Consider the following 23,704-nt stretch of genomic DNA (forward strand, 5'->3'; position numbering starts at 1 on the left):
CCTGGCCTGTGGGCAAAGCAGCTGCGGGAAAAAAGGTGATGTCAGTTTGGTTTTTTAGTTTGTCGCAAATGGTAACCTCTCGCGGTTCGTCCGCCCTTGTGCGACTTAATGTCGCGTCTGCCCAAATGGAGCTTTACTCAATAAAACGACCGCGCCGGTGTGCCAAGGTCGTCGCAGAAGAGTGGCCGATGAACAATTCTAATAATTGGGGGAAACATCCATGAGCACTAGCAACGCGGCGGCCAGTCCGTCCGCTCAGCCAGCGTTCTTGTCCAAAGAACGCATCATCGCCAAGCCCGGTTTCAACCGCTGGCTGGTTCCACCGGCCGCTCTGGCCATCCACCTGTGCATCGGCATGGCCTATGGCTTTTCGGTGTTCTGGCTGCCGCTGTCCAAGGCCCTGGGCGTCAGTGCGCCCGTGGCTTGCGAGCCCGGCATGGGCTTTATCGCGCAGATCTTTTCGTCCCAGTGTGACTGGCCGATCTCCATGCTCGGCTGGATCTACACCCTGTTCTTCATCTTCCTGGGGTGCTCGGCGGCGATCTGGGGCGGCTGGCTGGAACATGCCGGCCCGCGCAAGGCCGGTGTGGTTTCGGCACTGTGCTGGTGCGGCGGCCTGCTGATCTCGGCGCTGGGGATCTACACCCACCAGATCTGGCTGATGTGGATAGGCTCCGGGGTCATCGGCGGTATCGGCCTGGGCCTGGGCTATATCTCCCCGGTGTCGACCCTGATCAAGTGGTTCCCGGACAAGCGCGGCATGGCCACCGGCATGGCGATCATGGGCTTTGGCGGCGGCGCCATGGTCGGTGCGCCCCTGGCGGCGGCCCTGATGGGCCACTTTGCAACGCCGACCAGCGTTGGCGTGTGGCAGAGCTTCCTGGTGATGGCGGCCATCTACTTCGTGTTCATGATCGGTGGCGCCCTGGCCTACCGGGTTCCGCCTACCGGCTGGAAGCCTGAGGGCTGGACCGCACCGGCGAAGAAAGCCGCCAATGCGATGATCACCCACCGCCACGTGCACGTGAACGTGGCCTGGAAGACCCCGCAGTTCCGCCTGGTGTGGCTGGTGCTGTGCCTCAACGTTTCGGCCGGTATCGGCATCCTCGGCATGGCCTCGCCCCTGCTGCAGGAAGTGTTTGCCGGCAAGCTGCTGGGCAATGGCCTGACCTTCAGCCAGCTGGACGCCGGGCAGCTGGCGCAGATTGCCGCGATTGCCGCCGGCTTCACCGGTTTGCTGAGCCTGTTCAACATCGGCGGACGGTTCTTCTGGGCGTCGTTCTCCGACTACCTGGGCCGCAAGAACACCTATTTCGTGTTCTTTGCCCTGGGCTTTGCCCTTTATGCGCTGATCCCGAACCTCGGCCACCTGGGCAATATCGCCCTGTTCGTGGCGGCGTTCTGCATCATCCTGTCGATGTACGGCGGCGGTTTCGCCACGGTGCCGGCCTACCTGGCGGACCTGTTCGGCACCCAGATGGTGGGCGCTATCCATGGTCGCCTGCTGACCGCCTGGGCCGCGGCGGGCGTGCTGGGCCCGGTGCTGGTGAACTACCTGCGCGAGTACCAGCTGAGTATCGGCGTCGAGCGCGCTGCGGCTTACGACATCACCCTGTACATCCTCGCCGGCCTGCTGGTGCTGGGCTTTTTGTGCAACCTGCTGGTGCGCCCGGTGGCCGACAAGTACTTCATGACCGACGAGCAACTGGCGGCCGAGCAGGCCCTGGGCCATGACAAGGGCGCCGACAACAGCGTCGTGCTGGAATGGAAGGCCTCATCCGCCAGCCTGCCGCTGGTGATCGCTGCCTGGCTGGCCGTGGGCATTCCCCTGGCGTGGGGCGTGTGGGTCACCCTGCAGAAGACCGCGGTGCTGTTCCATTAAGGGCTTCGCCGGCCAGCCAGCTCCTGCGCAGGAGCCCGCTGGCCGGCGAACAAGGTGCCAGGGCCTGCCAGGCCTGGCGCCTTCACCGGCAAGCCGTTTTCTATAGTTGTCATGACAGGTACAGCCCCGCAGCCATTGGCTGGCGCCCGTCAGGATATTGTCCATCGTGTTTCTGTTTAGCCGCCGTGGGGCCTATACTATTCGCCTTTTTCGCCCAATGATTTTGCGGAGCTGGTGATGGCCGAACGTAAGGCATCTGTCGAGCGCGACACTCTGGAAACCCAGATCAAAGCCTCGATCAACCTGGATGGCACCGGAAAGGCCCGATTCGATATCGGCGTGCCCTTCCTTGAGCACATGCTGGACCAGATCGCCCGGCACGGGCTGATCGACCTGGACATCGAAAGCAAGGGCGACCTGCATATCGACGACCACCACACCGTGGAGGATGTCGGTATCACCCTCGGCCAGGCGTTCAGCAAGGCCATCGGCGACAAGAAAGGCATCCGTCGCTACGGCCATGCCTATGTGCCGCTGGATGAAGCCCTGTCCCGCGTGGTGATCGACTTCTCCGGCCGCCCCGGCCTGCAGATGCATGTGCCGTTCACCCGCGCCACCGTCGGTGGTTTCGATGTCGACCTGTTCCAGGAGTTCTTCCAGGGCTTCGTCAACCACGCCAACGTGACCCTGCACATCGACACCCTGCGCGGCACCAACACTCACCACCAGATCGAGACCGTGTTCAAGGCCTTCGGCCGCGCGCTGCGCATGGCGGTGGAGCTGGACGAGCGCATGGCCGGCCAGATGCCGTCGACCAAGGGCGTGCTGTAATGCAGACCGTCGCCGTCATCGACTACGGCATGGGCAACCTGCACTCGGTGGCCAAGGCCCTGGAGCACGTGGGCGCCGGCAAGGTGCTGATCACCAGCGATGCCAGCGTGATTCGCGAAGCCGACCGGGTGGTGTTCCCCGGAGTGGGTGCGATCCGTGACTGCATGGCCGAGATCCGCCGCCTGGGCTTCGATGCCCTGGTGCGCGAGGTCAGCCAGGACCGTCCGTTCCTCGGTATCTGCGTGGGCATGCAGGCGCTGCTCGACCACAGTGAAGAGAACGAAGGCGTGGACTGCATCGGCCTGTTTCCCGGCCAGGTGAAGTTCTTCGGCAAGGGCCTGATCGAGGATGGCGAGCACCTGAAGGTGCCGCACATGGGCTGGAACGAAGTGAAGCAGGCGGTGGACCACCCGCTATGGCACAACATTGCGGACCTGGCGCGCTTCTACTTCGTGCACAGCTACTACATCAATGCCGGTAGCGCGCGGCAGGTGGTGGGCAGCGGTCACTATGGCGTGGATTTCGCCGCGGCGCTGGCCGACGGCTCGCGTTTCGCCGTGCAGTTCCACCCGGAGAAAAGCCATACCCACGGCCTGCAGCTGCTGCAGAATTTCGCCGCCTGGGACGGTCGCTGGTAAATGGCGATCAAGAAACCCAAGCCGCCGATCCTGAGCCTCACTGCCGAACAGGAGAGCGAGGCGACGCACAAGATCAAGCGTTTCCTGGAGGATCGGTTCGAGCTCGAGCTGGGCTCGTTCGAAGCGGCGGAGGTTCTTGAACTGTTTACCCGCGAAATTGCTCCGCACTATTACAACCGGGCGATTTTCGATGTGCAGGCGCACCTCAAGGAGAGGTTCGAAAGCATCGAAAGCGACCTGTGGGCGCTCGAGAAAAACTGATTTCCGAGTGAAGCTGAACAATCGAACTTGAAGGTTTGCCAGATGCTGATTATTCCCGCTATCGATCTCAAGGACGGCGCTTGTGTGCGTCTGCGCCAAGGCCGCATGGAAGACTCCACGGTGTTCTCCGATGACCCGGTGAGCATGGCCGCCAAATGGGTTGAAGGGGGTTGCCGGCGCTTGCATCTGGTGGACCTGAACGGTGCCTTCGAAGGCCAGCCGGTCAACGGCGAGGTGGTCACCGCAATCGCCAAGCGCTACCCGAACCTGCCGATCCAGATCGGCGGCGGCATCCGTTCCCTGGAAACCATCGAGCACTACGTCAAGGCTGGCGTGAGCTACGTGATCATCGGCACCAAGGCGGTCAAGGAGCCGGAGTTCGTTGCCCAGGCTTGCCGCGCTTTTCCGGGCAAGGTCATCGTTGGCCTGGACGCCAAGGATGGCTTCGTCGCCACCGACGGCTGGGCTGAAGTCAGCAGCGTGCAAGTGATCGACCTGGCCAAGCGTTTCGAAGCCGACGGCGTATCCGCCATCGTTTATACCGACATCGCCAAAGACGGCATGATGCAGGGCTGCAACGTGCCGTTCACCGCAGCCCTGGCGGCGGCCACCAAGATCCCGGTGATCGCTTCCGGCGGTATCCACAACCTGGGCGACATCAAGGCCCTGCTGGATGCCAAGGCGCCAGGAATCATCGGCGCCATTACTGGCCGCGCGATCTATGAAGGCACCCTCGATGTTGCAGAAGCCCAGGCTTTCTGCGATTCGTACCAAGGCTGAGGATTCGCCATGGCACTGGCCAAACGCATCATCCCTTGCCTGGACGTGGACAACGGCCGGGTGGTCAAGGGCGTCAAGTTCGAGAACATCCGTGATGCCGGTGACCCGGTGGAAATCGCCCGTCGCTACGACGAGCAGGGTGCCGACGAAATCACTTTCCTCGACATCACCGCCAGCGTCGATGGGCGTGATACCACCCTGCATACCGTCGAGCGCATGGCCAGCCAGGTGTTCATCCCGCTGACCGTGGGCGGTGGCGTGCGCACCGTGCAGGACATCCGTAACCTGCTCAATGCCGGCGCGGACAAGGTTTCGATCAACACCGCAGCAGTGTTCAACCCGGAGTTCGTCGGCGAAGCGGCGCAGCACTTCGGCTCCCAGTGCATCGTGGTCGCCATCGACGCCAAGAAGGTCTCCGGCCCGGGTGAAACCCCGCGCTGGGAAATCTTCACCCATGGCGGGCGCAAGCCCACCGGGCTGGACGCGGTGGAGTGGGCGAAGAAGATGGAAGGCCTGGGTGCCGGCGAGATCCTGCTCACCAGCATGGATCAGGACGGCATGAAAAACGGCTTCGACCTGGGCGTGACCCGGGCCATCAGCGATGCCCTGGGGATTCCGGTGATCGCCTCCGGCGGTGTCGGCAACCTCCAGCACCTGGCCGACGGCATCATTGAAGGCCATGCCAGCGCAGTGCTGGCGGCGAGCATTTTCCACTTCGGCGAATACACGGTTCCCGAGGCCAAGGCCTATATGGCTCAGCGCGGGATTGTTGTGCGGTAGCCACTGGACAGCATGGCGTGCTCACGGCACTCTTGAGCACGCCATGGATTCCGGTAGCCCGTCATGTTCAAACGTCTTCTAGTGGTTGTCGCCAGCGCTTCGCTTGTTCTTTGCGGCCTCGCCCGCGCTGATGAACCCGCCGACACCTCCCTGGTGTTGCTGACGGAAAACTTCCCTCCCTACAACATGGCCAAGAACGGCAAGAACTTCGCCCAGGGCGAGAATATCGACGGCATCGCCGTGGATATCGTCCGCGAAATGTTCAAGCGTGCCGGAATCAATTACAGCCTGACCCTGCGTTTCCCCTGGGAGCGTATCTACAAGATGGCGCTGGAACAGCCGGGCTATGGTGTGTTCGTCATGGCGCGCCTGCCGGACCGCGAGCCGCTGTTCAAGTGGGTCGGCCCCATTGGCCCGGATGACTGGATCATGCTGGCCAAGGCCGGCAGCAAGATCACCCTCGAATCCCTGGAGCAGGCGCGCAAGTACAAGATCGGCGCCTACAAGGGCGATGCCATTGCCGAGACCCTGACCAAGCAGGGCCTGGCACCCCAGGTGGTGCTGCGGGACCAGGACAATGCCAAGAAGCTGGTGGCGGGGCAGATCGACCTCTGGGCCACCGGCGACCCGGCCGGGCGCTACCTGGCCAAGCAGGAGGGCATCAGCGGCCTCAAGACCGTGCTGCGCTTCAACAGCGCCGAGCTGTACCTGGCCCTGAACAAGGATGTCTCCGATGAGGTGGTGGCCAAGCTCCAGGCGGCCCTGGACCAGATGCGCCAAGAGGGGCTGGTGGAAGAGATCATGGGGCGTTACCTGTAGGCGCTTCGCTGGCAAGCCAGCTCCTGTGGCGAAGGCCTCTAGCGATAAACCCCGTTCTTGCCATGCCCGGCCATGGCCTTGTTACTGCGCAGGCTGATCATCGACTTGATATCGATCCACTCGATGCCCTGGGCCTTGAGCCTGGGCAGCTCACGTTCGAGCACTGCCAGGGTCTGTGGATAAGGGTGGCCGATCATCACCGCCGAACCCTGTTTGCGCGCCAGTTTGATCGCGGTCTGCAACTGTTGGCTGATCGCCGCTTCGGTACGTTCGTCATCCAGGAACACATCCCGGGAAACACTGGCCAGACCGATCTTCTGCGCTTCGGCGGCGGCCACCGTCTGGGCGCTGGTGCGGCTGTCGACGAAGAATTTGTGTCGCCGCTGCAAGTCGGCCATCAGCCAGGCCATGGCCTGGGGTTGGGCGGTCATGCGGCTGCCCATGTGATTGTTGATGCCGCTGGTGTAGGGCACGGCCTGGAAGGCGGCTTCCAGGCGTTTTTGCAGCTCTTCGATGGGCAGCTCGGGGTGCCAGGCGAACGGCCCGGTGGCCGGGTCCATGGGCATGTGCAGGATGACGATCTTGCCGGCGCGATGGGCCTCGCGGGCAAATTCGGCGGCGTGGGGCGTGTCAGGCATGATCGCCGTGGTGACCGGGCCGGGCAGGGCCAGTACGCGGCGGTCACGGGGCAGGTTCTGGCCGAGGTCGTCGATGATCAGGCTCAGGTAGGCCTTGGGCGCAGCGGCTGTGGGTTCGGCGGCTTGGGTCGCAAGGGGCAAGAGGCACAGCAGGGTGAGCAGCGGGGCCTGGAGCGAGCGCAACAGCAGTGAGCAGCGGGAAATCATGGGGATAGGAATCAGGCCTTTAGGGGAATGGGCGCCCTGGCGGGCGCTTCGCTGGCGAGCCAGCTCCTACACAAGCCAGCTCCTGTTGGAGCCGGCTTGCCGGCGAAGGGTTCAATCACTTGCCGCGAGTGATGCTCAGCCCCTTGAGCAGGCTCAGCGCCTGGGCCAGTTGGTAGTCGTCATCCTGCGGCATCGGCTTGGCCTTGCTCGACGAGCCGCTTGGCTTGTCGGCACCACCGTTGCCGTTGCCCAGGTGGCCCTGCAGGTCGGCTTCCTTGAAGTACTCGCCGTCCTGGGCCTCGCTGGTGATCTTGGCGCGGCGCACTTCGATGTCCGGAACGATGCCCTGGGCCTGGATCGAGCGACCGTTGGGGGTGAAGTACAGGGCGGTGGTGATCTTCAGCGCACGGTCGTTGTTCAGCGGCAGCACGGTCTGCACCGAGCCCTTGCCGAAGCTGGTGGTGCCCATCAGCACCGCGCGTTTCTGGTCCTGCAGGGCGCCGGCGACGATTTCCGAAGCCGAGGCGCTGCCGCCGTTGATCAGCACCACCATCGGCACGGCTTCGCTCTCGTCCTTGCCGGTGGCGGAGAAGCGCAGCTCGGAGTTGGCGATGCGGCCCTTGGTGTAGACGATCAGGCCCTTGGTGATGAAGTGGTCGACCACCTCCACCGCGGCTTGCAGCACGCCGCCCGGGTTGTTGCGCAGGTCGAGGATGATGCCGTTGAGCTTCTTGCCGTTGTCCTTGCGCAGCTTGGCCAGGGCCTTGGAGACTTCCTCGCCGGTCTTGACCTGGAACTGGGTGATGCGGATGTAGCCGTAGCCCGACTCCAGCAGCTGGCTCTTCACGCTTTTCACCTGGATGGTGGCGCGGGCCAGGGTCACGTCGAACGGCGTGCCGCCGTCGCGCACCAGGGTCAGGGTGATCTTCTGGCCGATCTTGCCGCGCATCTTGTCCACGGCTTCGGTCATGGTCTGGCCACGGGTCGGCTGGCCGTTGATCTTGACGATCAGGTCGCCGGCCTGGATCCCGGCCTTGGATGCCGGGGTGTCGTCGATGGGCGAGACCACCTTGATGAAGCCGTCCTCGGCGCCGACTTCGATGCCCAGGCCGCCGAATTCGCCGCTGGTGCTTTCCTGCAGTTCGGCGAAGTCTTCCGGGCCCAGATAGGCAGAGTGCGGGTCGAGGTTGCTGAGCATGCCCTTGATGGCATTCTCCAGCAGGGTCTTGTCGTCTACGGGTTCGACATACGCTGCCTTGATGCGGTCCATGACCTCGGCGAAGGTGCGCAGCTCTTCCAGCGGCAAGGGCGCCTTGGTGGTCGCGGCGGTTGCTGCTTGAGCGGTTTCGGCGGCAAACGCCTGAGGCGCTCCGATCACCAGGGCGATCGTCAGGGCCAGCGAGGTAAGGCGGGACAAATGCAGCATGTCGAACGAACTCCTAATTTAGATGCAGCGCTTATCCTTGCGCGTGGCACCACTGTGCCGGGTCGCTGGGGCGGCCCTGCTGACGAATTGCAAAGTACAGCGCAGGAGTGTCCTGTCCGCCACTATTACCGACGGTGGAGATGGACTCTCCGGCCTTGACCACGTCGCCGGCTTCCTTGAGCAGCGTCTGGTTGTGTCCGTAGAGGCTCAGGTAACCGTTGCCGTGATCGAGGATCACCAGCAGGCCGGCGCCGCGCAGCCAGTCGGCGAACACTACCCGGCCACCGTGCACGGCGTGCACCTGGCTGCCGGCGGCGGCGCTGATCATCACGCCGTCCCACTTGGAGCGGGAGTCGTCGCCACGGGTTTCACCAAAGCGTGCCAGTAGTCGACCATCAACGGGCCATGGAAGTTTTCCCCGGGCTGAAGCAAATGCCCCGCCATAGGAAGGGCCAGCGCTGGAAACCAGGGCTCCAGGGCTTGATCTTGCGGGTTTGCGCGGTTCATCGCTGGCGTCGGCCTGAGCCTCACGCAAGCGCTTTTTTTCGGCTTCCTGCTGGGCGATCAGCGCTTTCTGGCGCGCTTCTTCTGCCTCGCGGGCCTGGCGGGCCAGGGTTTCCTCGATGGTTTTCAGGACCTTGGCCAGGTCGGCCTGGTCCTGTTCACGGGCCTTGAGCTTGTCGTCACGGGCCTTCACATCGTTGTTCAGCTTGGCCAGGGCCAGCTGGCGCTCCTTGCGCACCTTGTCGAGTTCTTCGCGCTGGGTGTCGAGGCTGCTCTTCTGCACCAGCAACTGGGCCTGTTGCAGGGAGATGTCCTTTTCCACATTGGCCAGCTGGCGCAGGGTCTCGTTGAAATTCTTCAACTGCTCCAGGCGTGCCTGGCTCAGGTAGTCGTAATAGGTCAGGGTGCGGGCGAATTTTTCCGGGTTCTGCTGGTTGAGCAGCAGCTTGAGGTATTCCTGGCGCCCGTTCTGGTAGGCCGCGCGGGCCTGGATGGCGATCAGTCGTTGCTGTTCAGTGCGCGCGCTCTGGAGTTTTTTTTTCTCCTCATCGAGTCGCTGCAGCTCGGATTCGCTTTTCTTCAGCTCTTTTTGCAGGGCTTCGACCTGCTTTTCCAGCTTGCCCATCTCGGTTTCGGTGCCGCGCAGTTCTTTCTGCACCCCGGACTTCTCTTCCTGCAGCTTGCCCAGCAGCTTTTTCAGCTCGGCAATGTCCTGACGCGTGGCGTCCAACTGTTGTTGGGTTTGCGCGCGCTCGTCGGCGAAAGCCGGTTGGAGCAGGCAGATCAGAGCAAGGGTAATCAGGGCGCGAAGCATAGAGGCGGGCGACACCAGGGAAAGGGACGGCCTAGTATGCCCGCCCATCGCTGCAAAAAAAACGCCTCAAAGCCAACTGCTTTGAGGCGTTCGTCATAAAAAGCCGTTTCCGGACCGTTATTGGGCCATTTGCTATCAGCGTGCCGCCGCCGTGGCCTGGGGCGGCGGCGCCGATCAACCTTGTGCGGGCGAACGAGCCTGATGCTGCAGTGCCTGGGTGCCGGCCTTCGCGGCCGAGGCATCCTGGCCGGCCTGGCTGTCTTGCCGGGCCCGCAGGACCACGATTCCCGGGACGTTGTGAACGTACTCCATGAAGGGCGAGTCGATCACCGCGCCCTGGTCCTTTTTCGAGGAGGCGTTGCGCAGGACCGGGCCCTGGGCCGTCTGGATGAACAGCCCGGTATGGGTGACGTCCAGGCCCGAGAGGTGGGTATAGATGCCGATGTAGTCGCCGGTTCGCAGGTGGCTGAGCAGATGCTGGTCAATCAATGCGCTGGGAATGTAGGTGATGTCGCGTTCGGCCACGGGCAGGCCGGGCAGGTAGCGGCCGCCATCGGCCTTTTGATTGAGGCGCTTGGCCACGGTCACCGCGTTCGCACTCAGCTGGGCGGTCACATCCTCGGCCATGGGTTGCCCGGCATGGGCCCAATCGGTGAAGAAGTGGCGGCGGTTGAGGAAGTTGATATCGCCGTTTACGTAGCGAATCTGCACCAGGTTGTTGATGAAGCCGGCCTCGTCGCTGGACTGGCGCAAGGCCTCGACGTAATCCAGGTAGGTGAAGCAGTCCAGGCCCCTGAAGTCGACCACCAGCTTCTCGGCCAGGGTTGCGGAGCCGTGCAGCCGGTTCGCCGCGTAAGGCGTGTGCAGGAACTCCCGGGAAATCAGGTCGTTCATCTGGCCTATGTCGGTAGAGCCCCGAGGAGGCTGGATCTTCAGCAGTGCTTTCAATTTATCGGCGGTCTGAGCATCCATTTCCACCGGGCTGTGTTGCTGTGCGAGGGCACTGGCATCCACCGGCTGTTGAGCAGGAATCTGGCTTGCACAGCCTGACAGGAGGGAGGCCAGAAGCAGCGTAGCCGTCTTGTTCATGGAGATTCTCTCTGCTGTTATTGATAACGATAATCATTATTCAATAAGTGCCCGGCGCTTGTCTGCTTTTACTTCCATGGCCCTGATTCGCCCTGTGCAAGGCCACCATGAAAAACGCCCGACGGTTGCATCGGGCGTTTTTGCCTGCAATGGCGAGCTGGAGGGATCAGTGCGCCGGGTCCACCAGGATCGACGTGCCGGTCATTTCCGTGGGCTTGGGCAGGCCCAGCAACTTGAGCATGGTGGGCGCCACGTCCGCCAGAACCCCACCTTCACGGACTTTCAAGGCGCGTTTGCCGACATAGATGAATGGCACCGGCTCGGTGGTGTGGGCGGTGTGGGCCTGGCCGGTGGATTCGTCGGACATCTGCTCGACGTTGCCGTGGTCGGCGGTGATCAGGGCTTCGCCGCCGACCTTTTCCAGGGCGTCGACGATACGTCCGACGCACAGGTCCAGGCATTCCACGGCTTTGACCGCCGCCTCGAACACGCCGCTGTGACCGACCATGTCGCCGTTGGCGTAGTTGACGATGATCACGTCATAACGCTGGTGCTCGATGGCGTCGACGATCTTGTCGGTGACTTCCGGGGCACTCATTTCCGGCTGCAGGTCGTAGGTGGCGACTTTCGGCGACGGGATCAGGATGCGCTCCTCGCCCGGGAACGGCTCTTCGCGGCCACCGGAGAAGAAGAAGGTGACGTGGGCATACTTCTCGGTCTCGGCGATGCGCAGTTGGGTCTTGCCGTTTTTCGCCAAATAGTCGCCCAGCACGTTCTCCAGGCTGCCCGGGGCAAAGGCCGATGGCGCGGGGATGCTGGCGGCGTACTGGGTGAGCATGACGAAGCCGGCCAGCTTAGGCTGGCGTGGGCGTTCGAAGTCCTTGAAGCCGTCTTCGACGAAGACCCGGGTCAGCTCCCGTGCACGGTCGGCGCGGAAGTTCATGAACACCACGGCATCGCCGTCCTCGACCTTGACCGGTTCGCCGATGGTGGTGGCCTTGACGAATTCGTCGCTCTCTTCACGTGCGTAGGCGGCTTGCAGGCCTTCCTGGGCGGTGGCGGCGTTGAACTGGCCCTGGCCGTCGACGATCAGGTTGTAGGCCTGGGCCACACGGTCCCAGCGGTTGTCGCGGTCCATGGCGAAGTAACGGCCGATCAGGCTGGCGATGCGGCCCTTGCCCAGGGTCTTGAAGGTTTCGTCCAGCAGTTCGATGGACGACTGGGCGCTTTTGGGCGGGGTGTCGCGGCCATCGAGGAAGGCATGCAGGTAGATCTTCTCGGCGCCGCGCTTGAAGGCCAGTTCGGCCATGGCGATCAGGTGGTCCTGGTGGCTGTGTACGCCGCCGTCGGACAGCAGGCCGAGGATGTGCACCGCCTTGCCGGCATCCACGGCCTTGTCCACGGCCGCGCAAATGGTCGGGTTCTCGAAGAACTCACCGTCACGGATGGCCTTGGTCACCCGGGTGAAGTCCTGGTACACCACGCGGCCGGCGCCGAGGTTCATGTGGCCGACTTCGGAGTTGCCCATCTGCCCGTCCGGCAGGCCGACATCCATGCCCGAACCCGAGATCAGGCCGTTGGGCATGCTGGCACACAAGCGGTCCAGGACCGGCTTCTTGGCCGCATAGACGGCGTTGGATTCGTGGCTTTCGCTGTGACCGAAGCCATCCAGAATCATCAGGACCAAAGGTTTAGGCGTGGTAGTCATGGCGTCCACTCGTGGCTGGATAGGAAAGAGATGAAAGGGAGGTGTTGAAAAAGGGAGTGGCAGTTTAAAGCGAAGTTCCGGTGGAGTCACCGCCGGGCGGGGTTTGGTCGACCCGGAGGGCTGTGTATACTGGCCGACATTTTAACGCCCTGGAACCTCCTTAGATGGTTGCTCACCTGATTCAATTCGCCACTGAACACTACTTGCTCGTCGGCGCCTTCGCCATCCTGCTGGCTCTGTTGATCGCTCATGAATTGAGCCGCGGTGGCCGCAGCCTCAGCACCCGTGAACTGACCGCGCTGGTCAACAGCGAGCAGGGCGTCGTGATCGATATCCGTCCATCCAAGGACTATGCCGCCGGCCATATCGTCGGTGCACTGAACATTCCCCAGGACAAGCTGGCCGCCCGTGTCGGCGAGCTGGAGAAGCACAAGTCCAAGACCATCATCCTGGTGGACGCTCAGGGTCAGCACGCCGGCACCCACGCCCGCGAGCTGCTCAAGTCCGGTTTCACCGCGGCCAAGCTGTCCGGCGGCGTGGCCAGCTGGAAGGCCGATAACCTGCCATTGGTGAAGTAATGTCCAAGGTCATCGTCTACTCCAGTGATTACTGCCCTTACTGCTCGCGCGCCAAGCATCTGCTGGCGAGCAAAGGCGTAGCCTTCGAAGAGATCAAGGTCGATGGCAAGCCCCAGGTACGCGCCGAGATGGCCCAGAAGGCCGGGCGTACGTCCGTGCCGCAGATCTGGATCGGCGCCACCCACGTAGGTGGCTGTGATGATTTGTTCGCCCTGGAGCGTGCCGGCAAGCTCGACGCGCTGCTAGCGGCCTGAAATTCCCAACCCTATAGACCCAAGATCAAGAAGGACTCTGAGATGACTGACCAACAGAACACCGTTGCCGACGACGAAAGCGCACCGCAATTCTCCCTGCAGCGTATCTACGTGCGTGACCTGTCCTTCGAAGCGCCGAAAAGCCCGGCGATCTTCCGTCAGCAGTGGGAACCTAGCGTCGGCCTGGACCTCAATACCCGCCAGACAGCGTTGGAAGCCGACTTCCACGAAGTGGTGCTGACCCTGTCCGTGACCGTGAAGAACGGCGACGAAGTGGCCTTCATCGCTGAAGTCCAGCAGGCCGGTATCTTCCTGATCAAGAACCTGGATGAGGCTTCCATGAGCCACACCCTGGGTGCTTTCTGCCCGAACATCCTGTTCCCTTACGCTCGTGAAGCGCTGGACAGCCTGGTGACCCGCGGTTCGTTCCCGGCGCTGATGCTGGCCCCGGTGAACTTCGATGCGCTGTACGCCCAAGAGCTGCAACGCCTGCAGTCCGCTGGCGAAAACACCGTTCAGTAAGTGCGGGTTGCGGTACGAAAAAAGCGCCTGTAACGGCGCTTTTTTCATGCTCGGGCAAAACCTGTAGGAGCGGGCTTGCCCGCGAACCCCCGGCTCTACTTGAACCCCAACTGTCTCCAGCCTTCATAGACCGCCACGGCCACGGTGTTGGACAGGTTCAGGCTGCGGCAGCCTTCGCGCATGGGCAGGCGCAGGCGCTGTTCGCCGGGCAGGGCGTCCAGCACGTCCGCCGGCAGGCCCCGGCTCTCGGGGCCGAACAGGAAGGCGTCGCCCTCCTGGAAGCTTGCGTCATGGAAGGGGCGCGAGCCCTTGGTGGTGAAGGCGAACAGGCGCGGGTGGCCGAGGCTTTCCAGGCAACTGGCAAGGTCGGCATGGCGTTGCAGGGTGGCGTATTCGTGATAGTCGAGGCCGGCGCGGCGCAGGCGCTTGTCGTCCATTTCGAAACCCAGCGGCTCGATCAAATGCAGGTGGCAGCCGCTGTTGGCGCACAGCCTGATAACGTTGCCGGTATTCGGCGGAATTTCTGGTTGAAAGAGGATGACGTGAAACATGCACGGCTCCGAAGAGAAAGACAGGCTGCATTCTACGCCTGAAGCGTACTCGCGACCGAAGCTAATGCTGCGGGTGTTCGGCTCCCTGGCGATTGTCGGGGTGATGGTAGGGCTGATGATCGGCCGCCTCACCCAGCCTGATCCGGTGGCGTTGCAGCAGGTCGAGGTGGCGCCCGATGGGCTGGTGCTGTGGTTCAACCATGAGCCCAAGCTCCATGGGGAACACATCGATGGCACCGTGGCGCTGCTGTTCGATGCCCAGGGGCAGGCACAGAAGGGCCAGTTGCAGGTCAATCAGCGCAATGTGAACTGGCGGGTGCGCCGGGCGGACCAGGGCCTGCTGCTGAACCTGGTGGCCGCGCGGCCGCTGCGGGGCCAGTGGGACGGGAGCGAGGTGGAGGGGCGCTGGCGCCTGGCGATCCACCTGCGGGAGGAATAAAAGAGGGAAACCCCGGCCTGCCTGTACCAAGGCCCCCAAAAGCGGGAGGGGCTGAGCGCCACGAGGGCGATGAGTCCCGGTGTAAAGAAGGGGATTCCCGGCCTGCCTGTACCAGGGTCCCCAAAAGCGTGGCCCGTCGCGATGCGCGGGATGGGCCTGGTGTTAAAGAGGGAAGTCCCGGCCTGCCTGTACCGGGGTTCCCGAAAGCCTGGCCCGTCGCTGTGAGCGGGGTGGGCCTGGTGTTAAAGAGGGAAGTCCCAGCCTGCCTGTACTGGGGTTCCCGAAACCTTTGGCCGTCGCGATATGCGTGCCGAGCCTGGTGTTAAAGAGGGGAATCCCCGGCCTGCCTGTACCAAGGTCCCCGAAACTGGGTAGTGACTGGGTTATTGCAGGTGGCGTGCCAGTTTTGGCTGCAGAGGCGTTGATTGCTGGGATAAAAAGCCGAAAGCCCCGTAATCCGGGGCTTTTGCGTTTTCGACGGAGGGCTTTTCAGAGCTGAGGCCCGGGTTGTACCCGGGCTGGATGGCACTGCAGCGCGCCTTCGGGCAGTGCATGCACCCCATCCTGGTGCACGCACATCCTCATCGTAGGAGCCGGCTTGCCGGCGAAAGCGCCTGTGGGCGCACTGCAAGGTTCAAGGGCCTCTTCGCTGGCAAGCCAGCTCCTACATGCCGCGCCGGGGCTTCAGCCTTCCTCGCCTTCATCCTCGTCGCCACCGTCGACCTTCATCCCCAGCTCCTTGATCTTGCGGGTCAGGGTATTGCGCCCCCAGCCCAACAGGACCGCGGCATCGCGGCGGCGGCCGGCGGTGTGCTTGAGGGCGGTCTCGATCATGATCCGCTCGAAACTCGGTACCGCGCTGTCCAGCAGGTTCGATTGCCCGCGGGCCAGGGCCTGGTCGGCCCATTGGCGCAGGGCCTGTTCCCAGTTGGTGACCGGCGCTGAATCCTGGGGCAGGCTCAGCAACTCCGGTGGCAGGTCGCTGATATGCACCTCGCGACCCGAGGCCATGACGGTGATCCAGCGGCAGGTGTTCTCCAGCTGGCGCACGTTGCCCGGCCACGGCAGGTTCTTCAGGTATTCCTCGGTTTCGTTTTTCAGCAACTTGGGTTCCACCGCCAGCTCCTGGGCGGCGCGGCTGAGGAAGTGCCTGGCCAGGGTCGGGATGTCTTCACGACGGTCCGACAGGCGCGGGATATGGATGCGGATCACGTTGAGGCGGTGGAACAGGTCCTCACGGAACTTGCCGGCGTGCACCAGGGTTTCCAGGTTCTGGTGGGTCGCGGCGATGATGCGTACATCGACCTTGACCGGGGTATGGCCACCGACCCGATAGAACTCGCCATCGGCCAGAACCCGCAGTAGGCGGGTCTGAGTGTCGGCTGGCATGTCGCCGATCTCGTCGAGGAACAGGGTGCCGCCGTCGGCCTGCTCGAAGCGCCCGCGCCGCAGGTTGGCCGCGCCGGTGAACGCGCCCTTTTCATGGCCGAACAGCTCGGATTCCATCAGGTCCTTGGGGATCGCCGCCATGTTCAGGGCGATGAACGGCGAAGCCGCCCGCGGGCTGTGGCGATGCAGGGCATGGGCTACCAGCTCCTTGCCGGTGCCGGACTCGCCGTTGATCAGCACTGTGATGTTGGAGTGGCTCAGGCGCCCGATGGCGCGGAACACCTCCTGCATCGCCGGCGCTTCGCCGATGATCTCCGGGGTGCGAGCCAGGGTCGGGGCCACTTCCAGGCCTTGCTGTTCCTGGGCGTGCTGATTGGCGCGCTTGACCAGCGACACCGCTTCATCGACATCGAACGGCTTGGGCAGGTATTCGAAGGCACCGCCCTGGTAGGAGGCGACAGCGCTATCCAGGTCCGAATGCGCGGTCATGATGATCACCGGCAGGCGCGGGTGCTGCTCGCGAATCCGTGCCAGCAGGTCCAGGCCACTGGCGCCGGGCATGCGAATGTCGGAAATGATCACGTCCGGGGCCTGGCGGGCCAGGCGGCTCATCACCCCGTCGGCGCTGTCGAAGCTCTGGGTGGTCATCCCTTCCTGCTGCAAGGCTTTTTCCAGGACCCAACGGATAGAACGGTCGTCATCGACGATCCACACGGTTTCACTACGGCTCATGTCGATGGGGCTCCTTGTTCCAGTGGCAGAAAGATCGAGAACGTGGTGTGGCCGGGATGGCTGTCACATTCGATCAGACCCTGGTGCTGGCTGATGATGTTCTGGGTGATGGCCAGGCCCAGCCCGGTACCGTCCGGGCGGCCGCTGACCATGGGGAAGAAGAGGGTGTCCTGCAGTTCCGCGGGGATGCCCGGGCCGTTGTCGATGATCTCGATCTTGCTCACCAGGCGATGGCGCACGTGGCCGATGGTGAACTGGCGCATGGTGCGGCTGCGCAGGGTGATGCGCCCCAGGCGCATTTCATTCTGGCTGCTGATGGCCTGCATGGCGTTGCGCACGATGTTGAGCACCGCCTGGATCATCTGTTCGCGGTCGATCAGCACGTCGGGAATGCTCGGGTCGTAATCGCGCACCAGGGTGATACAGCCCTGGCTTTCGGCTTCCACCAGGCTGCTGACCCGCTCCAGCACTTCATGGATGTTGGTCAGGGCCAGGGATGGCAGCTTGTTCGAGCCGAGCATGCGGTCCACCAGGTTCCTCAGGCGGTCGGCTTCTTCGATGATGACGTTGGTGTAGTCCTTGAGGCTTTCCTCGGGCAGCTCCCGGGCCAGCAACTGTGCGGCGCCGCGAATGCCCCCCAAGGGGTTCTTGATTTCATGGGCCAGGCCGCGCACCAGCATCTTGCTGGTTTCCTGCTTGGACAACTGGGCCTCTTCCTTGGTGATCCGCAGCAGCCGGTCCCGGGGGTGGACTTCCAGCAGCAGCAAGGTGTCGCCGTTGCTGAGGATCGGCGTCACCGCGTAGTCGACGGTCAGGGTCTGGCCGGTCAGTGCGGTGAGCATGGCTTCGCGCTTGGTGAAGGGGTGCGCCTGCTCCACCGCCTGGCGCAGGGAGCTCAGGGCCTCGGCGGATTCGGTGAACAGCTCGCTGATGAATTGCCCATGGCTGCGCTGGCCGCTGATGGCCAGGAGCATTTCCGCCGCCGGGTTCATGTACTCAAGGCGCAGGTCGGCATTGAGCAGGATGGTGGCGGTGGTCAGGTTGTCCAGAAGCAGGCGGTGCAGTGGGTCGCTGATGGTCATGGGTAGATGGTGACCTCTTTTGAAGCAAGACAATCCGGGGCCGGTCCCGAAGTGCGCGCGCGGCTAAGGCGCTGTGGTGGAGAAAATGCAAAAACCAAACCAAGGCTCCGAAAAGAAGCGCGCATGCCCTGAAACAGGCGTTTGAAGCCTGATTCTGTGGCGTTTTGCCAGCTCTGGCGGGTATTTTCGAACCAAAATGGGCTGGTATTGGCACCTGAGTGCAAGGCATTGCACCAATATAGTGCATGAATCTGAGCGGCGCTCGATGGGCGCGCCTTGATAGAAGAATCAACGCCCGTTTTTCAGCGGCGCGGGGCAAAGGGCGGGTTTAGAGTGCTCGAACCCGATGCTTCAAGGTTTAGGATGCGGCCATGGAAAATGCCCCTCTGCTGTTCCAGCTTCCCGATGACGACACCCTGTACCAGGCGCTGCTGGCACGGGACCCGGCCTATGAAGGCTTTGCCTTTGTCGGGGTGAAGAGCACCGGCGTGTTCTGCCGCCTGACCTGCGCTGCACGCAAGCCCAAGCGCGAGAACACGGTGTTCTTCGGCTCCATCAAGGGTTGTGTCGAAGCAGGGTTCCGCGCCTGCCTGCGCTGTCGTCCGCTGGAGCGGGCCGGGGTCCAGGAGCCCTGGGTGCAGACCTTGCTCGAGCAGTTGGGCCGCGACCCGGAACGCCGTTGGTACGAGGACGACCTGGTCGCCCAGGGGCTGGACCCATCCACCGTGCGCCGTGCGTTCAAGCGCTATTTCGGCGTCACCTTCCTGGAAATGGCGCGCCTGCGTCGCATGGGCCAGGGCATGCAGCAACTGGCCTCGGGAGAGCCGGTGATCGAGGCGCAGATCAGCGCCGGCTTCGACTCCGACAGCGGCTTTCGCCACGCCTTCAGCCGCCTGGCGGGCCAGCCGCCGTCGAACCTGCGGGGGCGGGAACTGCTCAAGGTCGATTGGTTGCAGACCCCGATCGGCGTGATGCTGGCGGTGGCCGACGCCCAGGTCCTGCATCTGCTGGAATTCTTCGACCGCCCGGCACTGGCCAATGAGTTGCAGAACCTGCAGAAGAGCAGCGGTTCGAGCATAGGTTTCGGGCGTTTTGCCCCCATCGACCAGATCGAGGCCGAACTGCAGCGTTACTTCGCCGGCGAGGCGGTGCACTTCGCCACACCGCTGGCGATGAGCGCCTCGCCCTTTACCCGTACCGTCTGGCAGGCGCTGCGGGCCATTCCCCTGGGTACCACCTGCAGCTACGCCGAGGTGGCGCGGCAGGTCGGCTCGCCCTCAGCGGTGCGCGCGGTGGCCCGGGCCAATGCCGCGAACCAGATTTCCATTGTCATTGCCTGCCACCGGGTGATTGGCGCCGATGGCTCCCTGATCGGCTATGGCGGTGGTCTGTGGCGCAAGCGCTGGTTGCTGGAGCATGAGCGGCGCCTGCACCACTTGCAGGGTGCATCAGCGAGCGGGCTGTAGCTCGCTGCCTGGCACCGGGTCGGGCCGGGAAACCTTGTCCACAGGTGGCTGGGCGCCAGTCTGGCGCGCCAGTTCGTCGGCATCCGCCTGTTCCGCCGTGGACAGTTCGGCGGCGTTATGGCCGATGCGCTTGAGCAGGGCCAGCATGCATGCCAGCGAGACCAGGGCGTAGCAGGCCGAGGCGATGGCCACGCCGATGATGCTGCCGGTGCCATTGAGGATGCTCTGGGCCAGCACCGGCGTGGCGCCGCCCACCAGCAGTGAACACAGCTGATAGGAGATCGACAGCCCGCTGTAGCGCACCCGGGTCGGAAACGCCCGCGCCAGGATGCCGCCCACCGCGCCATAGAACATCGAGTGCGGCACCGTGGCCAGGCACATGCCCAGCACCGCGATCCAGTAGTGACCGGTCTCCACGGCGAAGAACATCGCCGGCATCAGCAGCAGCTCGGGCACCACCATCAGCACCATGGCCTTGCGCATGTCCATGCGTGAAACCAGCACCGCACCCAGGGGCTGGGTGATGAACTGCACCACCAGGGCGATGACGATCACGCTGAGGAAGCTGCCCTGGCTGTAGCCCAGCTCCTTGGTGGCCCAGGACAGGGCGAAGGTGCTCTTGAAATAGGTGACGTGGATGATCGGCAGCACCCCGGCCCCCAGCAGTACCAGGCGCCAGTGGTCGCGCAGGACTTCGAGAATCGGCAGCTTGACGGTCTTTTTCTGCTCCATCAGGCGCTTCATGTCATCGGATTCTTCCAGCTTGAGGCGGATGACCATGCCGATGATCACCAGCACCGCCGACAGCAGGAACGGAATGCGCCAGCCCCAGAGCAGAAAGTCCGGAGTCGGCAGGGCGCTGAGGCCGAAGAACACCAGGGTTGCCAGCAGGTTGCCGGCCGGCGAACCCTGCTGGGCGAAGGCGGCATAGAGAATGCCCTTGCCCTTGGGCGCGCTTTCGCTGGCGATGAGGATCGCCCCGCCCCATTCGCCGCCCACCGCGATGCCCTGGATGATGCGCAGGGTCACCAGGGCAATGGGGGCCCAGACGCCGATCTGCAGGTAGCTGGGCAGCAGGCCGATGCAGGTGGTGGCCAGGCCCATCATGATCAGGGTGATCACCAGGGTGGTCTTGCGGCCGATCTTGTCGCCCATGTGGCCGAAGATGATGCCGCCGACGGGGCGGGCGATGAACCCGGCCCACAGGGTCAGGAAGGACAGCAGGGTGGCCGTGCCGGGGGGCAGGTCGGCGGGAAAGAACACCTTGCCGAACACCAGGGCGGCGGCGATGCCGTAGGCGTAGAAGTCATACCACTCGATGGTGGTGCCGATGAATGAGGCGATACCCGCCTTGCGGGCTTTCTTGTGGGCAGCGGCATCCTGGGCAGCGTTCATGTTCAATTCCTGCGTTTTTATTGTTATATGCGCCCCTGATCGGGCGCATGGACCTCTGGCAAGGTCCGACCGCTGGGAGCCTATACAGGCAGGAATCGAAAAATATAATGATTAAATCTTATGGTTTGATACGTGATTGCGTATCGCGCCCCAACGCTCAGCGCCCTCCGGCGGCCGGTTTGATCAGGGACTTGAGCAGCCCGAGAAAGCTTTCGGCCGCCGCCGAAGGCTTGTCCTCCAGGCGGATCGCCTGGATCTGCGAAGGCGCGCCGGAGCCTTCGAGCTCGCCGTAATGCACGCCCGGCTGGCCGAGCATGGCCAGGGTCTGGGGCACCAGCGCCACGCCCATCTCGTGGGCCACCATTGCCACCACCGTTTGCCATAGCCGCGTCTCGTGGCGAATGCGCGGGCTGAACCCGGCCGCCACGCAGCGGGAAATGATCAGGTCGTGGTAGTGCGGCGAGACCGCCCGCGGAAACAGGATGAAATCGTCATTGGCCAGTTGCGCCAGGTCGATCCGCGCCTGGGTGGCCAGCGAGTGGCTCTGGGGCAGGCAGCAGAGGAACGGCTCGGCCAGCAGCGGTTCGCTGTGGATGCCGGCGGCAAAGGTGCTGCCATGGACGAAACCGATGTCGATCTGGCCGCGTTGCAGGGCCTGGGTCTGGTCGGCACTGTTCATTTCCATCAGCACCACTTCGGTTTCCGGGTATTGCTGTTCGAAGGCCTTGACCGCCTCGGGCAGCCCGCGGTGCAGGATCGAATTGACGAAACCCAGGCTCAGGCGCCCGGCAAAGCCTTCCGCCGAGCGCTGGGTCAGGTGCCGCGCCTGGTCGGCACGCAGCAGCAGGTAGCGGGCCTCGTCCAGCAGAACCTGGCCGGCGTTGGTCAGGCTCACGGACTTGTTGTTGCGATTGAGCAGTTGGACTTCCAGTTGCCCCTCAAGCTTCTTGATGTCGAAACTCAGGGCCGGCTGGGAAATGCACAGACGGTTCGCGGCCCGCCCGAAATGCAGTTCTTCGGCTACCGCGACGAAGTAGCGCAACTGTTTGAGGTCCATGGCGACTCCGGTTCTACGATATGGATTTCTTATCGTAGTTGATTGATTTTGTATTAGATACTTATCGATGGCGGCTCTAGTCTCGGCCTACAAAAAACAGGAGACGCGCCATGACCGCCGAGCCCCGCCCCATTGAAGACAGCCTCAACATCCCCGACAGCCGCGGCATCAACCTGTTCGAGTGCGACGCCGGCCTGGCCGCGCTGCTCCAGGTCTACCTGCCCTCGGCGGTCTACCAGCAGTGGTTGCCCACCTTGCAGCACCTGGGCGCCCGGGCCGGTGGCGAGCTGGATGTGCTGGCCCTGAGCGCCGACAAGAATCCCCCGGTGCTGCAACTGCGCACCCGCCGCGGCGAGAACCTGCAAAGCATTGCCAAGCATCCGGACTACGTCACCCTGGAACGGGTGGCCTTTGCCGAACTGGGGCTGGCTGCCATGAGCCACCAGCCCGGAGGCCCGCCGCCGCTGATCAAGTACGCCCTGACCTACCTGTTCGTCCAGGCCGAGTTCGGCCTGTGCTGCCCGGTGAGCATGACCGACTCCCTGACCCGCACCCTGTGCAAGTTCGGTACGCCGGAACTGGTGGCGCGCTACCTGCCGCAGTTGCAGTCCCAGGATTTCGAGACGCTGTTCCAGGGGGCGATGTTCATGACCGAACAGGCCGCCGGTTCCGACGTTTCGCGCACCGAAACCCGGGCCCGGCTGGAAGATGGCCAATGGCGCCTGTTCGGTGAGAAGTGGTTCTGCTCCAACCCGGATGCCGACCTGGCCATGGTCCTGGCGCGCCCGGAAGACGCACCACCGGGCATGGCCGGGGTGACCCTGTTCCTGTTGCCCAAGGTGCTGCCCGACGGCTCGCGCAACCACTACCGGATCCAGCGCCTGAAGGACAAGCTGGGCAGCCGCTCGATGGCCAGTGGCGAGATCACCCTGGAAGGCGCCACGGCCTACCTGATCGGTGAGGTCGGCCGCGGTTTTCAGCAGATGGCCGACATGATCAACATGTCGCGCCTGTCCAATGGCGTGCGCGCGGCGGGGCTGATGCGCCGGGGGCTGAGCGAGGCGTTGTACATCGCCCGCCAGCGCCGGGCCTTCGGCAAGCACCTGATCGAAATGCCGCTGATGCAGCGCCAGTTGCTGAAGATGATGCTGCCCGCCGAACAGGCGCGCTCGATGTTCATGCAGATCGCCAGCTTGCTGCCCCGGGCCGATGGCGGCGATGAGACGGCGCGCAAGTGCGTGCGGATCCTTACGCCGCTGATCAAGTTCCGCGCCTGCCGTGATGCCCGCCGGGTGACCGGCGATGCCATGGAAGTGCGCGGCGGGGTTGGCTATATCGAGGAGTGGAGCGATGCCCGGCTGGTGCGCGATGCGCACCTGGGGTCGATCTGGGAGGGCACCAGCAACATCGTCGCCCTGGACATTGCCCGGGCGGTGACTCGGGAGCAGGCGCTGGAGCCGTTGCAGGGCTATCTGGCCGGGCTGCTGGCCGAGGCCGATTTGCCACCGGCGAGCCGCCGGCTGTTCGATTCGGCCCTGTTGCGCACCGTGACCGGCTTCCATGCCGTGGCGCAGCAGCGCCGGGACGAGCAGGTGCGGCAGGTGGGCAGCGTTCTCTATCACCTGGCCAGCGCCATCTTCATGGCCTGGGAGGCCGCGCGCCAGGGTTCGGACCATCGGCGCCTGGCCCTGGCTCACCTGGTGCTGGTGCACAAGGTGTTGCCGCGCGATCCGTTGGGCCTGGAGCCGGTGATCGATGCCGAGCTGCTGGTGCGCCTGGCCAATGAAAGCCCGCTGTCCCAGGCCCAGGCCATGCAATTGCTGCCGGCCTGAATGGCCGTCCTTGTCCGATCTGCCGGAGTA

23 protein-coding genes are annotated in these 23,704 nt (G+C 63.7%); 13 read left to right on the forward strand and 10 right to left on the reverse strand.

Going from position 1 to position 23,704, the window contains the following annotated elements; translation table 11 throughout:
* Positions 1-220 precede the first annotated feature (220 nt).
* From BM382_RS21185 to BM382_RS21215, 7 genes are all read left to right on the forward strand, one after another.
* Positions 221-1,882, forward strand: coding sequence for an OFA family MFS transporter (locus BM382_RS21185; protein ID WP_011058735.1), 1,662 nt, complete (start codon positions 221-223; stop codon positions 1,880-1,882).
* A 237-nt stretch (positions 1,883-2,119) separates the two neighbouring features.
* Positions 2,120-2,713 (forward strand): imidazoleglycerol-phosphate dehydratase HisB, encoded by a 594-nt coding sequence (gene hisB / locus BM382_RS21190; RefSeq protein ID WP_011058736.1) that lies wholly within the window; start codon positions 2,120-2,122, stop codon positions 2,711-2,713.
* Positions 2,713-3,351: an imidazole glycerol phosphate synthase subunit HisH gene (gene hisH, locus BM382_RS21195; protein WP_072443823.1), complete on the forward strand. Its 639-nt coding sequence runs from the start codon at positions 2,713-2,715 to the stop codon at positions 3,349-3,351. The genes hisB and hisH overlap by 1 nt, the downstream gene beginning before the upstream one ends.
* Positions 3,352-3,612 (forward strand): DUF2164 domain-containing protein, encoded by a 261-nt coding sequence (locus tag BM382_RS21200; protein WP_011058738.1) that lies wholly within the window; start codon positions 3,352-3,354, stop codon positions 3,610-3,612.
* A gap of 42 nt (positions 3,613-3,654) precedes the next feature.
* Positions 3,655-4,392 (forward strand): 1-(5-phosphoribosyl)-5-[(5-phosphoribosylamino)methylideneamino]imidazole-4-carboxamide isomerase, encoded by a 738-nt coding sequence (gene hisA / locus BM382_RS21205; protein ID WP_019093879.1) that lies wholly within the window; start codon positions 3,655-3,657, stop codon positions 4,390-4,392.
* A 9-nt stretch (positions 4,393-4,401) separates the two neighbouring features.
* Positions 4,402-5,172 (forward strand): imidazole glycerol phosphate synthase subunit HisF, encoded by a 771-nt coding sequence (gene hisF / locus BM382_RS21210; protein ID WP_015633827.1) that lies wholly within the window; start codon positions 4,402-4,404, stop codon positions 5,170-5,172.
* A 63-nt stretch (positions 5,173-5,235) separates the two neighbouring features.
* On the forward strand, positions 5,236-5,991 hold the full coding sequence (locus tag BM382_RS21215; protein ID WP_015633828.1) for a substrate-binding periplasmic protein: 756 nt from the start codon (positions 5,236-5,238) through the stop codon (positions 5,989-5,991).
* 38 nt (positions 5,992-6,029) lie between these two features.
* Here BM382_RS21215 and BM382_RS21220 read toward each other — a convergent pair whose 3' ends face one another.
* The 5 genes from BM382_RS21220 to gpmI all read right to left on the reverse strand — a co-directional run bounded on the left by BM382_RS21220 (position 6,030) and on the right by gpmI (position 12,377).
* Positions 6,030-6,836: a divergent polysaccharide deacetylase family protein gene (locus tag BM382_RS21220; protein WP_011058742.1), complete on the reverse strand. Its 807-nt coding sequence runs from the start codon at positions 6,834-6,836 to the stop codon at positions 6,030-6,032.
* Positions 6,837-6,951: 115 nt separating this feature from the next.
* Positions 6,952-8,262 carry a S41 family peptidase gene (locus tag BM382_RS21225; RefSeq protein WP_072443825.1) on the reverse strand — a complete coding sequence of 437 codons (1,311 nt, stop codon included), beginning with the start codon at positions 8,260-8,262 and terminating at the stop codon, positions 6,952-6,954.
* Between the two features lie 31 nt (positions 8,263-8,293).
* The gene (locus tag BM382_RS21230) at positions 8,294-9,580 is read right to left on the reverse strand and encodes a murein hydrolase activator EnvC family protein (protein WP_019093876.1); all 1,287 of its coding nucleotides are present in this window, start codon (positions 9,578-9,580) and stop codon (positions 8,294-8,296) included.
* Positions 9,581-9,754: 174 nt separating this feature from the next.
* Positions 9,755-10,669: a DUF1460 domain-containing protein gene (locus BM382_RS21235; RefSeq protein ID WP_015633831.1), complete on the reverse strand. Its 915-nt coding sequence runs from the start codon at positions 10,667-10,669 to the stop codon at positions 9,755-9,757.
* A 166-nt stretch (positions 10,670-10,835) separates the two neighbouring features.
* Entirely contained in the window at positions 10,836-12,377 is a 1,542-nt protein-coding gene (gene gpmI, locus BM382_RS21240) for a 2,3-bisphosphoglycerate-independent phosphoglycerate mutase (protein WP_072443827.1), read from the reverse strand.
* 164 nt (positions 12,378-12,541) lie between these two features.
* Between gpmI and BM382_RS21245 the strand changes: the two genes are divergently transcribed.
* From BM382_RS21245 to secB, 3 genes are read left to right on the forward strand one after another with little or no spacing between them, the layout of a single operon-like run.
* Positions 12,542-12,955, forward strand: a complete 414-nt coding sequence (locus tag BM382_RS21245; protein WP_011058747.1) for a rhodanese-like domain-containing protein — start codon at positions 12,542-12,544, stop codon at positions 12,953-12,955.
* Positions 12,955-13,209: a glutaredoxin 3 gene (grxC, locus tag BM382_RS21250; protein WP_011058748.1), complete on the forward strand. Its 255-nt coding sequence runs from the start codon at positions 12,955-12,957 to the stop codon at positions 13,207-13,209. Before BM382_RS21245 ends, grxC begins: the two co-directional genes overlap by 1 nt.
* A 42-nt stretch (positions 13,210-13,251) precedes the next feature.
* Entirely contained in the window at positions 13,252-13,731 is a 480-nt protein-coding gene (gene secB / locus BM382_RS21255; protein WP_011058749.1) for a protein-export chaperone SecB, read from the forward strand.
* A 95-nt stretch (positions 13,732-13,826) separates the two neighbouring features.
* On the opposite strand, the gene trmL is transcribed toward secB, so the two are convergent.
* Positions 13,827-14,282 carry a tRNA (uridine(34)/cytosine(34)/5-carboxymethylaminomethyluridine(34)-2'-O)-methyltransferase TrmL gene (trmL, locus tag BM382_RS21260; protein ID WP_011058750.1) on the reverse strand — a complete coding sequence of 152 codons (456 nt, stop codon included), beginning with the start codon at positions 14,280-14,282 and terminating at the stop codon, positions 13,827-13,829.
* Here trmL and BM382_RS21265 point away from each other — a divergent pair.
* A complete protein-coding gene (locus BM382_RS21265; protein WP_011058751.1) occupies positions 14,281-14,721 on the forward strand; it encodes a hypothetical protein in 441 nt (146 codons plus the stop codon). The genes trmL and BM382_RS21265 overlap by 2 nt on opposite strands.
* Positions 14,722-15,405: 684 nt before the next feature.
* On the opposite strand, the gene ntrC is transcribed toward BM382_RS21265, so the two are convergent.
* Positions 15,406-16,842 (reverse strand): nitrogen regulation protein NR(I), encoded by a 1,437-nt coding sequence (gene ntrC, locus BM382_RS21270; RefSeq protein WP_011058752.1) that lies wholly within the window; start codon positions 16,840-16,842, stop codon positions 15,406-15,408.
* On the reverse strand, positions 16,839-17,924 hold the full coding sequence (gene glnL, locus BM382_RS21275; RefSeq protein WP_011058753.1) for a nitrogen regulation protein NR(II): 1,086 nt from the start codon (positions 17,922-17,924) through the stop codon (positions 16,839-16,841). Before glnL ends, ntrC begins: the two co-directional genes overlap by 4 nt.
* Positions 17,925-18,295: 371 nt before the next feature.
* Between glnL and BM382_RS21280 the strand changes: the two genes are divergently transcribed.
* Positions 18,296-19,390, forward strand: coding sequence for a bifunctional transcriptional activator/DNA repair enzyme AdaA (locus BM382_RS21280; protein WP_072443829.1), 1,095 nt, complete (start codon positions 18,296-18,298; stop codon positions 19,388-19,390).
* Here the strand turns inward: BM382_RS21280 and BM382_RS21285 are convergent.
* Positions 19,373-20,785: an MFS transporter gene (locus tag BM382_RS21285; protein ID WP_015633834.1), complete on the reverse strand. Its 1,413-nt coding sequence runs from the start codon at positions 20,783-20,785 to the stop codon at positions 19,373-19,375. The genes BM382_RS21280 and BM382_RS21285 overlap by 18 nt on opposite strands.
* 157 nt (positions 20,786-20,942) lie before the next feature.
* Entirely contained in the window at positions 20,943-21,842 is a 900-nt protein-coding gene (locus BM382_RS21290; RefSeq protein WP_011058756.1) for a LysR family transcriptional regulator, read from the reverse strand.
* 110 nt (positions 21,843-21,952) lie between these two features.
* Between BM382_RS21290 and BM382_RS21295 the strand changes: the two genes are divergently transcribed.
* Positions 21,953-23,674: an acyl-CoA dehydrogenase family protein gene (locus BM382_RS21295; RefSeq protein WP_072443830.1), complete on the forward strand. Its 1,722-nt coding sequence runs from the start codon at positions 21,953-21,955 to the stop codon at positions 23,672-23,674.
* Positions 23,675-23,704: the final 30 nt, after the last annotated feature.

Source organism: Pseudomonas sp. NFPP25 (assembly GCF_900116505.1).
GTDB lineage: Bacteria > Pseudomonadota > Gammaproteobacteria > Pseudomonadales > Pseudomonadaceae > Aquipseudomonas > Aquipseudomonas protegens.

Bases quoted from the DNA above. Each gene is read 5' to 3' on its own strand.
- BM382_RS21185 (WP_011058735.1), top strand. From the start codon at position 221: ATGAGCACTAGCAACGCGGCGGCCAGTCCGTCCGCTCAGCCAGCGTTC.
- hisB (WP_011058736.1), top strand. From the start codon at position 2,120: ATGGCCGAACGTAAGGCATCTGTCGAGCGCGACACTCTGGAAACCCAG.
- hisH (WP_072443823.1), top strand. From the start codon at position 2,713: ATGCAGACCGTCGCCGTCATCGACTACGGCATGGGCAACCTGCACTCG.
- BM382_RS21200 (WP_011058738.1), top strand. From the start codon at position 3,352: ATGGCGATCAAGAAACCCAAGCCGCCGATCCTGAGCCTCACTGCCGAA.
- hisA (WP_019093879.1), top strand. From the start codon at position 3,655: ATGCTGATTATTCCCGCTATCGATCTCAAGGACGGCGCTTGTGTGCGT.
- hisF (WP_015633827.1), top strand. From the start codon at position 4,402: ATGGCACTGGCCAAACGCATCATCCCTTGCCTGGACGTGGACAACGGC.
- BM382_RS21215 (WP_015633828.1), top strand. From the start codon at position 5,236: ATGTTCAAACGTCTTCTAGTGGTTGTCGCCAGCGCTTCGCTTGTTCTT.
- BM382_RS21220 (WP_011058742.1), bottom strand. From the start codon at position 6,836: ATGATTTCCCGCTGCTCACTGCTGTTGCGCTCGCTCCAGGCCCCGCTG.
- BM382_RS21225 (WP_072443825.1), bottom strand. From the start codon at position 8,262: ATGCTGCATTTGTCCCGCCTTACCTCGCTGGCCCTGACGATCGCCCTG.
- BM382_RS21230 (WP_019093876.1), bottom strand. From the start codon at position 9,580: ATGCTTCGCGCCCTGATTACCCTTGCTCTGATCTGCCTGCTCCAACCG.
- BM382_RS21235 (WP_015633831.1), bottom strand. From the start codon at position 10,669: ATGAACAAGACGGCTACGCTGCTTCTGGCCTCCCTCCTGTCAGGCTGT.
- gpmI (WP_072443827.1), bottom strand. From the start codon at position 12,377: ATGACTACCACGCCTAAACCTTTGGTCCTGATGATTCTGGATGGCTTC.
- BM382_RS21245 (WP_011058747.1), top strand. From the start codon at position 12,542: ATGGTTGCTCACCTGATTCAATTCGCCACTGAACACTACTTGCTCGTC.
- grxC (WP_011058748.1), top strand. From the start codon at position 12,955: ATGTCCAAGGTCATCGTCTACTCCAGTGATTACTGCCCTTACTGCTCG.
- secB (WP_011058749.1), top strand. From the start codon at position 13,252: ATGACTGACCAACAGAACACCGTTGCCGACGACGAAAGCGCACCGCAA.
- BM382_RS21265 (WP_011058751.1), top strand. From the start codon at position 14,281: ATGCACGGCTCCGAAGAGAAAGACAGGCTGCATTCTACGCCTGAAGCG.
- trmL (WP_011058750.1), bottom strand. From the start codon at position 14,282: ATGTTTCACGTCATCCTCTTTCAACCAGAAATTCCGCCGAATACCGGC.
- ntrC (WP_011058752.1), bottom strand. From the start codon at position 16,842: ATGAGCCGTAGTGAAACCGTGTGGATCGTCGATGACGACCGTTCTATC.
- glnL (WP_011058753.1), bottom strand. From the start codon at position 17,924: ATGACCATCAGCGACCCACTGCACCGCCTGCTTCTGGACAACCTGACC.
- BM382_RS21280 (WP_072443829.1), top strand. From the start codon at position 18,296: ATGGAAAATGCCCCTCTGCTGTTCCAGCTTCCCGATGACGACACCCTG.
- BM382_RS21285 (WP_015633834.1), bottom strand. From the start codon at position 20,785: ATGAACGCTGCCCAGGATGCCGCTGCCCACAAGAAAGCCCGCAAGGCG.
- BM382_RS21290 (WP_011058756.1), bottom strand. From the start codon at position 21,842: ATGGACCTCAAACAGTTGCGCTACTTCGTCGCGGTAGCCGAAGAACTG.
- BM382_RS21295 (WP_072443830.1), top strand. From the start codon at position 21,953: ATGACCGCCGAGCCCCGCCCCATTGAAGACAGCCTCAACATCCCCGAC.